Origin of the sequence: Capilliphycus salinus ALCB114379, assembly GCF_047276495.1 — a bacterium.
In the GTDB taxonomy this organism is placed as follows: Bacteria; Cyanobacteriota; Cyanobacteriia; order Cyanobacteriales; family Microcoleaceae; genus Capilliphycus; species Capilliphycus salinus.
This window is the reverse complement of record NZ_CP178543.1, coordinates 4,274,116-4,283,373: the sequence shown is the minus strand read 5'-3', so window position 1 is coordinate 4,283,373 and position 9,258 is coordinate 4,274,116. Positions and strand designations below refer to the sequence as shown.

Here is a 9,258-nt window from a genome sequence, read left to right as displayed (position 1 = left end):
TGTGCAACATTTGAGAATCAACCTCTAATACTTTTGCAAGGAAATTTAAAAACTGCTCTCGCTCTTGTTGCTTGCAAATTGTAAGGCGTTACAATACTTACATTTACCATTCTGCTTTTTGAACAATTTTTGTTGTCTTTTGGTTAACCCTGAATGTTTGTGACATCTTTTAGCCCAGTAAACCTTGTCTCCATCGTAGGGTGATTGATCACCTTTGATTTTAACGTGTTTAGTTATTGGCGTTTTCTGGTGTTCAAGTAATTGTCCGTATGCCCAGTTCCGATTACCTATATGGAAGTGTTAAATAAAACAACCTCTTGAGAAACCAGTTCGATTTGGTCGCGCAGGGATTTTTGAGTGCAGGAACGCAAGTCAATATTATCAAATAAAAAAAGAAGCCGCCAGCGCCCGACCCAAATCAACATCAAACCCGGTTAAATTACCATTTTCCTCGGCAAAACCGAGTCCGGGCGCGTCATTTCTCACCCCAACCCGCACGAAACCTCGGTCTAAAACTTCCTGTAAAACGTTGCGACTGTCGTTATCAATCAACGGCACACTGACTGTATCGCTACCGGAAAAAGGAGGATAATAAACCAGACCTCTCTCTTCAACAAACATCAGTTCATTGAGATTTCGGGGCAACGCAGTTTCATCGAAATTGCGGTTATAAATTTCTTCGTAGTTTCCAACTTTTTGAATGATATAATGCCATCTTGCCGTTGGTGACGCTGCGAACTTTATATCCCCGTTTGCCCAACATTTCTGTTAAGAAGTGTAGGTTTTCTATCAAGTCGTCAACAATCAAGATATTGCCTTTTAGAGTCGAACTTCCATCAAGATAATTTTCTGCTATATCCAACCTCGCATTCGGCACCCCCGCAACTCTCCCCCCCCAACCGCACAATATAACCATTACTCAAACCCGAGGTTTGTTTGAGGGTAATAATGCCGTTCCTAGCGGCCCCAAACGGATATATTTACCAATATTATCGAAATTGCTTCTATCTTTTTCTCCGATATCCTGCAAACGGGCGATCGCATCGTACAAGTATAACCCATCTTTGAGGGTTGTTCGGGTGGTTATCGGCCAGTAGAGAACTTCCCCGAGGTTGAGTTCGTGGGCGACGGCGTAGGCGAGGGAGGTTTTACCCGTTCCCGGTTTTCCCGTCACCAGCAGGGGGCGACGCAAATATAAGGCGGCGTTGACCATTTCTATTTCGGTCTACTAATCGAAATTGTCCGGTTTCTATTTTAATATCTCCTCCATTACCAACTGCATTTTCTCCAACATCACTCAAAATATTACTATTTTATAACTCCACCAAATCCGTTGCCAAAATTGAGGTTGAACTCGCATTTCTTTGTCCAAAACTACCGTTGATAATTTCCCCGCCTTCTGTTAATCGGAATTGTCCGGTTTCTATGTAAATATTTCCTCCATTACCCATACCTGTCTCACTTAAACCTGCAATCAAAGCACTGGAAAATTCACCATCAGGAGAAGTACCCGAAACTTCAACGAATGCGGCTTTTACATTTATATTCCCTGCGTTTCCGTTTCCTAAAATAGAAGTGCTGATAAAAGCACCACCATTTATTGAAACTGAATTAGCTGTGATGTTGATGTTTCCAGATAGACCCGTTCCACCCAAATTTATTCTATTAGTAATTGAACTGCTTGCACCTGTTAGGAGAATATTTTCCTGAGCGTTAACATTAATATCTCCAGTTTTTGCTTCTAGAAACCCTAAACCTTCATCAATTCCCACCCGAATAACACTGTCACCCGAGATTTCAACATTTCTCGCATTAATATTAACGTCTCCGCCCCCATCTGCACGAACGTTAATCTGAGATTGATTGGTTAGCCCAACATTTCCCCGTAGAATATTCTCAGGAAAAGTTAAACTCTTACCAAATTTGCCCGCAATGTGAAATAGCTTGAAAGACTCAATTCTCACGATTTGACTTTGCGCTTTGCCAACTGGTGAAGCGAAAAAACGCTTGGCGCAGAATTTCCCATCTTCCCCATTAGAACGAACCAATGGTGGTTAAAACAATTAGGCTGATTATCCCTCTAGGTCAGCAACACTAATCTATTCAATCTTAAAGAGTTTTCGGTACAAGTTAACTAAATCCACTTCTCGGTATAAAGCCAACGAACTGTAACGAGAAATCTCTTCGGAAGTTTCTGGAAAATATAAACTCAAACCCCGCAATTTTTCGGAGGTAGCACGATGTCTGAAGCGACGATCATAAAACTCTCCACCCGTTTTATAATGGGAAATAACCGATGACTGTAGAAACTCAGTAAATTGAGTAAACTTATCCCAAGCTTGACTATTCCTACTAGAAAGGTAATCCAGTAGACCGAGCGCATCGCAATGTCGTTCATTAGAATAAGTATAGGTTGAAAATTTGGGTTGTTCAATTGTGGGTAAACGGGTGTTAAAAATCAACTGAACCAATGGCGAAAGTTTCTCTGGAATTTGTCTGACAACTTGATTATCAACCAAAGTCAGTGTATGGTACATATCCGCCCGTTCGGAATTCATAATAGAAATAGCGGCTTCACGTCCATCTACAGAAGGTTCTTTCAAGCGACTGAGAAAACCTTCATAATAGTAATTCGGTGCGCCCAGATTAAGCTGAGAGGCGAGGGTATATCGGGCGCAATTTCGAGCTTCATAGACGACTTCTAGGGTAGCTTTATTACAATTTTGAAAGAACAGCAATTCCACCCGTCCGTCGGTAGCCCGATTAAAATAGCTAACGGCTTGGGCGAACTGGTCAACTCCCATCCAAGTTCTTGTTTGCCAATTCCCACCGCCATCGTCGGGGCTAATTTCATTAATTTTACCACCGTGACCAACAACAATAACAGCCCAGTGTTCTGCCGTCATTGTTTGATGCGCCCAATCTAAATAAGCTGAAAAAGTAGAGACATCGCTACTGTCTTGTTCTAATAACTCTATCTCATGTATTGTTCCATTTTTGAGCAAACGGCGACGCATTTTTGTATCACCCCAATAGTCTGATTGAACGACAACCAGAGTTTCACTGTCCCGTGTTCCGCTCGTGAGCATTTTAAGAATTGGCTCACCAAAACGCATGAGTTCATTATCGTATGGCATCCAATACAAAACAACCCAATTGTGATGGACTTTGATTGGAGAAGATTTAGAACTTGAAGCCGAAGCTAAATTTTGTCCTAAAATCCTCATCAAACAAGCCGAACTAATTGCTGCATGGCAGAAATGTCTTCGTTTCATACTCCTCAAGTGGGGATTAATCTACTTAGTTTTCTAAATCTTAAAGGATCATTGATGATCGGATCGGGATTTGATCTACATTCTCATTAATAATTAAATGATCGTCGGTTGGCGATTGTTTAAAGTTGTCAAAATCTCTATTGATACCAACGATTTTTGGTAAAATTCTATCGCTTCACGGTAGCGTCCTTGAACATGGTAAATGAAGCCAATGTTGCCAACAGAGGTTAGTTCTCCAGAGCGATCGCCAATCTCTCGACGAATTGCCAACGCCTGTTGATGATACTCCATCGACTGAGAATAGTTACCCTGATCGTTGTAAATACCTCCGATATTATCCAGAGCAGTCGCTTTTTCGCGCTCGATTCCCAATTTCGACAGCAATTGCTAGGTGTAGTTGCTTTCGACAAGGATGGCAATGAACAGGAAGGGGGTGAGATGAGCCAAAAACTGGTAGACGTTTTGGCAAATGAATCGATTACGGATGTTTTTATTTTTAGTCACGGCGGGATGGGAGATGTTCCGGCAGCCCGTCATCAATAGAAAAAGTGGTTAACTGCGATCGCCGCTCAACAAACTGACCTGGCCATAATGATACAAGTCAGACCCGGATTCAATTAATTCCGATCCCCCCTCGCCCCCTTATCCTCCCTCGCCCCCTTTGATCCCTGCTTTTTCAGGGGGATATAGGGGGATCTTTAAGGAGAATATAGGGAGATCGAACAGGCTCCAAATCCGCTACAATATCAGAAATTCAAGTCAATTTATTACATCTGGGCAATTGTATTCCACCTACTTGCTAGTTTCTCACGGGAGCCATGACCCCCGACCGCAGCAAGCTTTAGAACAGTTAGCTGAACGGTTGAAAGATCGAATTAACCTTCGATTATTACCGAGTTCACCATCACCTGTCCTAGCAACGGCAACTTTAGAATGTTCTCCGGTTCCTTTGTACCAACAAATTCAACAATTTGCAGAATATACGCGAACTTTAGGATTAAATCGAGTTGAAATTTTGCCGTTATTTCTACTTCCTGGAGTTCATGTCAAAGAGGATATTCCTCAAGAAGTTGAACTGGCTCAAAACGCAGTTGGATCGGAGGTTCAGTTAAAAATCAAACCCTATTTGGGGTCTCAACTGTCTCGTTTAGCAACAGAATTAACCTATCAAATCACATCGATTTCTTGTGATGTTTGGATTTTGCTCAGTCATGGGAGTCGCCGTCATGACGGCAATCAACCGGTAGAAGAATTAGCCAGTCGGTTGGGAGCAATACCGGCTTATTGGTTCACGTCTCCGAGTTTAGAATCCCAAGTCGAAGCGTTAGTACAAAGTGGATACCGAAAGATTGGGATTTTGCCCTATTTTATCTTTGCGGGAGAAACCACCGATGCGATCGCCCGTTTGAGCGAACAATTAGGGAAAAAATTCCCCCCGGTCAAAATTCAAGTCGCCGAACCTTTAGGGGTGAATGATGCTTTAGTTGATTTGGTGGTTGATATGTTGATGGAGAATTGACGGGAAAAGGTTAATTCTCGTTTATTCAACGGTTAAAGTTTCAACTTTAAGGGGGGCTAAATGTTTTTTTCCTTTCAATAAATAAGCGATCATTTCTCCTTTTCCTTTCACTAAAATTGCACCCCGTCTTTCAAAAGCATAATCATTTTTTAAAGCGTTGTAAGTCGTTTCTGTTACCTGAATTTCATTGGCAATTCCGTGAGATTCCATGCGACTAGCAATGTTAACGGTATCGCCCCACAAATCATAAATAAACTTTTTCAAACCAATCACACCTGCGACAACCGGGCCGATCGCGATGCCAATTCGCATCTGAAATTTTTGTCCGGTTTCAAGGTTAAATTCTTGCAGGGTTTCCTGCATATCTAACGCCATATCTGCGATCGCTTGGGCATAATCTTCTTGAGGAACCGGTAAACCCGAAACCACCATATAAGCATCACCAATGGTTTTAATTTTTTCTAGATTATGTTTATCGGCTAAATGATCGAAACGAGTAAAAATTTGTCCGAGAAGTTGAACTAATTCCGCTGGAGGGATTTTTCCAGAGAGTTCAGTAAATCCGACAATATCACCAAATAAAACCCCCGCATTGGTAAAATGATCGGCAATTGTAGCGGGTTTTTGTTTGATTTGTTTTAAACGTTGGGCAATGGGAACGGGTAAAATATTCAGTAATAAGTCTTCCGAACGTTCCTGTTCAATTTGCAGTTCTTGGTAAGCTTCTTGTAAAGCCCGACGGGAATTAAACTCGGCTCTCGCCAAACGATCGTACAAATAAACTGAAAGATTACTAATGAAACAAATCCAGAAAAAATACAGGAATAAAAAATCAGAGGTCATCCAAGGGGTGGGAAATTCTACTTTTAAATTAAAAATAATTTGCGTACCCAGATAATAGATAAATGTTCCCGCCTGACCAATCAAATGCAGCGGCCAACAAACGGGAATTAAAGTGGCGAGGGAAAAAAAGGTAAGCGGCCATTCAATAATTGCAGGTTGGGAAACTCCTTGTAATGTTGCTCGAACTTGTGGACTCAGTGTTACTAACCAAGTCAATAATAGAAAAATAAACCCCGGATAACGAACACCAATCGCCGTCCGCAGTAATAGAAAACCCCCCAACAAACCCAGTTCAACCGTCATTTGAGTCAGCAACCAAGTTAGTTTAAACTGTTCTGGATTAAACAGTAAATTGTTAAGCTGCGATAGGGTAAACGTCAGATAGGAAATTAACGCCAGTCCCACCCCTAAACTGAGTCGTTGATACATAAAACGATGTCGCCAAACTTCGTAGCTGGCGGCGTCGCCAATGTCAGGACTCCCAAACAGCGACTGAAGTCGGTTGCGGACAAAAACACTGAACCTCTGAACACCCTGGAAGCTTTGCATAGTTCTCACCTTGGTTGTATTTTCAAGTTAAGATGGTTTACACCCCTCAGTCAATCACTTTCTAAGATTAAGGTATAATTTGCGAAAATGTAAAATCAATAGGTATCACCGATCAATGGGATCAGTAAAAGTCCAAAAACTGCACCGCAGATGTGTTCATCTTTTATTTTGAATGAACCTTTGAAAATTGACAACATTAGTAATAGAGTTTTTGAGATTTAGTGAATTTTAAGGATCAAGTTCTAATGAATCAGAATCCCCGCCAATTAGCATTTCTGATACTTCGAGACATCGAAAGGCGGGGAACTTATGCCGATATTGCCTTGGATCAAAGCCTGCGTCAAGCTGATTTGAATCCCGTTAACCGACGCTTAACCACCGAATTGGTTTATGGTTGTGTGAGAAGACGGCGATCGCTGGATGCTTTGATCGATCAATTTGCTCAAAAAAAATCTCACCAACAACAGAACGATCTGCGAATTATTTTGCATTTGGGATTTTATCAATTGGCTTATCTGAGTCAAATTCCCGCTTCTGCTGCGGTGAATACGAGTGTTGAATTGGCGAAAACTAACGGTTTATCGGGATTGAGCGGGTTTGTTAATGGGATTCTCAGACAGTATTTGCGCCAACAAGAAAAAAGCGATCAAAATTATCCTATTCTCAAATTAGACGATAAAAATTTAATTCAAAAATTGGGAGATTTCTACAGTTTCCCCGATTGGATTCTTGAGTATTGGTTAAATGAACTGGGTTTGGAAGAAACCCAACAACTCTGTCAGTGGTTCAATCAATCTCCGACCATAGATTTAAGAATTAATCCCCTGAAAACAACCCGAGAAACGGTTGAAAATGAGCTAAAATTAGCGGGAATAAACGTTAAGCCAATCCCCCATTTACCGCAAGCGTTGAGACTGTCGGGAAGTATTGGAGAGATTCAAAAATTACCCGGTTATCAACAAGGATGGTGGACGATTCAAGATAGTAGCGCCCAGTGGGTGAGTCATCTTCTCGATCCCCAACCGGGAGAAATGATTATTGATGCTTGTGCGGCGCCGGGGGGAAAAACAACTCATATTGCGGAATTAATGCAGGATACGGGGATAATTTTAGCCTGCGATCGCGCCAAATCTCGACTGAAAAAACTGCAACAAAATCAACAGCGATTGCAGCTAAAATCCATTGAAATAAAAGCGGGTGACATTCGCACGTTTTCCGAGTATAATAATAGTGCGGATCGGGTTTTATTGGATGCGCCCTGTTCGGGTTTGGGAACGTTACACCGTCGGGCGGATGCGCGTTGGCGACATACAGCAGAAAACGTTCAAGAACTCTCCCAACTGCAAGGAGAACTGTTAGAAAAAACGGCAAATTGGGTGAAACCGGGAGGATATTTGGTCTACGCAACCTGTACGATACATCCCCTAGAAAACGAAAGGATTATTGAATCTTTTTTAAGTCAAAATTCAGACTGGAAAATTGATTTACCCGAAATACCTTTGCAAGAGGTTCTTACTCCCGAAGGATATTTAAAAGTATGGCCCCATCGACAGAATATGGATGGTTTTTTTATTGTTAGACTTAAACGTTAGATAAAAACCCGGTTTCTTGAAGAAACCGGGTTTTTGGGACTCTCATAAAAGATCAGGGTTAGACCTCTGCCCCTGGCCCCCGATAGTCCCCCCTTGATCCCCCCTTTTTAAGGGCAGGGCTGTTTCATTCTAAAATTTTGCGATCGCGAGGAGCTAAAATTGGAAGCAGTTTCACCCCTTTTTTCTTCAGAACACCTAAAATCTTAGAAAAACATAGCGATCGCCTGACTCAAACGGCTTGTTCCACTCTGATTCTTAAAGGCGGGAATTGAACAATAAAACTGGCGATCGCGCCGGATGTAAAATGATAGCAATCGCCAGTTTTTTCTTAAATTTTATCTATGGATAGTCTAATTAAAGAACTTAAAAAAGTCAAGGACTTTCGCCGCCGCCAGGGCAGAAGGCATCCATTATGGTTGGTGCTATTGATAGTAATTTTGGCAGCGATGCAGGGATACTTAGGGTATAGAGCGATGGGAGATTTTGCCAAAGCCAATCAACAGCTAATTGTTAAAAAATTTAAGATTTCATCCCCAAAAGTTCCATCTTCATCAACCATAAGACGAGTTCTGATGGGAGTAGACTGGTCAAATCTTCAGGACATTTTTAATCAATGGTCTAGTAGTCTATGTGAATCTGATGATTTGAGGGATTGGGTCTGTATTGATGGCAAAAGCTTAGGCAGCACTGTAGACAATTTTGGCAACTCTCATCAAAACTTTGTTTCATTTGTTTCCTTGTACAGTCAAGAATATCAAGTTGTATTGGGATTAAATTGCTTTGAGAACAAACGCTGTTCAGAAATTAAGCAAGTCCAAGAAATCATCGAAGATTTTCCCCTGAAGAATCAAGTATTTACTCTGGATGCTTTGCACTGCCAAAAGCAAACCGTTAAAAAAATTATTGAATCAAAAAATCACTACTTAATCACCGTCAAAAAGAATCAAAAAAAATTGTATCAAGCTCTAGAGTCTGTCGCCCACAATCAAGAGCCTTTGAGTATCAAGATAGAGCAAGATAAAAGTCATGGTCGCCAAATTCAACGCCAAGTAGCTGTCTTCAAGAGTATAGATTCCCTGAAATCTAGTTGGTATGAAATTAAAAGCTTAATCCGAGTTGAAAGATGGGGTAAAAGAGGTAAAAAGGACTATCATCAAGTCGCTTACTACATCAGTAGCGTTTGGGAAAAAGCCGATTATTTTTCTGAAAAAATAAAAGGTCATTGGCAAATTGAAAATCGCTTGCATTGGGTCAAGGATGTGATCTTCAAAGAAGATGATTCTTCTATAGCTCACTTTCAAGCACGAACGAATTTATCGATTCTTCAAACTATTGCAATTAATCTTTTTAGACTTTTAGGCTTTGTGTCAATTACAGAGGGTCAAAGATGGCTTAATAACAGGTGGTCTAGGCTTTGGATTTTGTTAGAATGAAACGGCCCTGCCTTTTTAAGGGGGGTAAGGCGAGGGGGAATTTTTCC

At 41.2% G+C, this 9,258-nt stretch carries 9 protein-coding genes and 1 pseudogene; 3 read left to right on the top strand and 7 right to left on the bottom strand.

The genetic code is table 11. The annotated features are described in order from the left end of the window. Window positions 1-381 precede the first annotated feature (381 nt). The 6 genes and pseudogenes from ACL6C3_RS17725 to ACL6C3_RS17700 all read right to left on the bottom strand — a co-directional run bounded on the left by ACL6C3_RS17725 (window position 382) and on the right by ACL6C3_RS17700 (window position 3,647). Window positions 382-621 carry a transporter substrate-binding domain-containing protein gene (locus tag ACL6C3_RS17725; RefSeq protein ID WP_413160309.1) on the bottom strand — a complete coding sequence of 80 codons (240 nt, stop codon included), beginning with the start codon at window positions 619-621 and terminating at the stop codon, window positions 382-384. 46 nt (window positions 622-667) lie between these two features. Continuing rightward, the gene (locus ACL6C3_RS17720; protein ID WP_413160307.1) at window positions 668-916 is read right to left on the bottom strand and encodes a hypothetical protein; all 249 of its coding nucleotides are present in this window, start codon (window positions 914-916) and stop codon (window positions 668-670) included. A gap of 6 nt (window positions 917-922) precedes the next feature. Next, a pseudogene (locus ACL6C3_RS17715) lies at window positions 923-1,219 on the bottom strand (AAA family ATPase); the annotation flags it as partial. A 94-nt stretch (window positions 1,220-1,313) separates the two neighbouring features. Next, a complete protein-coding gene (locus tag ACL6C3_RS17710) occupies window positions 1,314-2,048 on the bottom strand; it encodes a hypothetical protein (RefSeq protein WP_413160305.1) in 735 nt (244 codons plus the stop codon). 51 nt (window positions 2,049-2,099) lie between these two features. Next, the gene (locus ACL6C3_RS17705) at window positions 2,100-3,275 is read right to left on the bottom strand and encodes a clostripain-related cysteine peptidase (RefSeq protein ID WP_413160303.1); all 1,176 of its coding nucleotides are present in this window, start codon (window positions 3,273-3,275) and stop codon (window positions 2,100-2,102) included. Window positions 3,276-3,368: 93 nt separating this feature from the next. Next, on the bottom strand, window positions 3,369-3,647 hold the full coding sequence (locus tag ACL6C3_RS17700; RefSeq protein ID WP_413160301.1) for a tetratricopeptide repeat protein: 279 nt from the start codon (window positions 3,645-3,647) through the stop codon (window positions 3,369-3,371). 409 nt (window positions 3,648-4,056) lie between these two features. On the opposite strand from ACL6C3_RS17700, the gene ACL6C3_RS17695 reads away from it, so the two are divergent. Then, window positions 4,057-4,794 (top strand): sirohydrochlorin chelatase, encoded by a 738-nt coding sequence (locus tag ACL6C3_RS17695; protein ID WP_413160299.1) that lies wholly within the window; start codon window positions 4,057-4,059, stop codon window positions 4,792-4,794. 21 nt (window positions 4,795-4,815) lie between these two features. On the opposite strand, the gene ACL6C3_RS17690 is transcribed toward ACL6C3_RS17695, so the two are convergent. Next, entirely contained in the window at window positions 4,816-6,186 is a 1,371-nt protein-coding gene (locus ACL6C3_RS17690; RefSeq protein WP_413160297.1) for an adenylate/guanylate cyclase domain-containing protein, read from the bottom strand. A 245-nt stretch (window positions 6,187-6,431) separates the two neighbouring features. On the opposite strand from ACL6C3_RS17690, the gene ACL6C3_RS17685 reads away from it, so the two are divergent. Together ACL6C3_RS17685 and ACL6C3_RS17680 are read left to right on the top strand one after the other, a co-directional pair. After that, window positions 6,432-7,778, top strand: coding sequence for a 16S rRNA (cytosine(967)-C(5))-methyltransferase (locus ACL6C3_RS17685; protein WP_413160295.1), 1,347 nt, complete (start codon window positions 6,432-6,434; stop codon window positions 7,776-7,778). A 341-nt stretch (window positions 7,779-8,119) separates the two neighbouring features. Further along, window positions 8,120-9,211, top strand: coding sequence for an ISAs1 family transposase (locus tag ACL6C3_RS17680; RefSeq protein ID WP_413160293.1), 1,092 nt, complete (start codon window positions 8,120-8,122; stop codon window positions 9,209-9,211). Window positions 9,212-9,258 lie beyond the last annotated feature (47 nt).

Excerpts from the sequence above, each read along its gene's own strand:
- ACL6C3_RS17685 (WP_413160295.1), top strand. The coding sequence starts at position 6,432 with ATGAATCAGAATCCCCGCCAATTAGCATTTCTGATACTTCGAGACATC.
- ACL6C3_RS17720 (WP_413160307.1), bottom strand. The coding sequence starts at position 916 with ATGGTTATATTGTGCGGTTGGGGGGGGAGAGTTGCGGGGGTGCCGAAT.
- ACL6C3_RS17705 (WP_413160303.1), bottom strand. The coding sequence starts at position 3,275 with ATGAAACGAAGACATTTCTGCCATGCAGCAATTAGTTCGGCTTGTTTG.
- ACL6C3_RS17690 (WP_413160297.1), bottom strand. The coding sequence starts at position 6,186 with ATGCAAAGCTTCCAGGGTGTTCAGAGGTTCAGTGTTTTTGTCCGCAAC.
- ACL6C3_RS17680 (WP_413160293.1), top strand. The coding sequence starts at position 8,120 with ATGGATAGTCTAATTAAAGAACTTAAAAAAGTCAAGGACTTTCGCCGC.
- ACL6C3_RS17725 (WP_413160309.1), bottom strand. The coding sequence starts at position 621 with ATGTTTGTTGAAGAGAGAGGTCTGGTTTATTATCCTCCTTTTTCCGGT.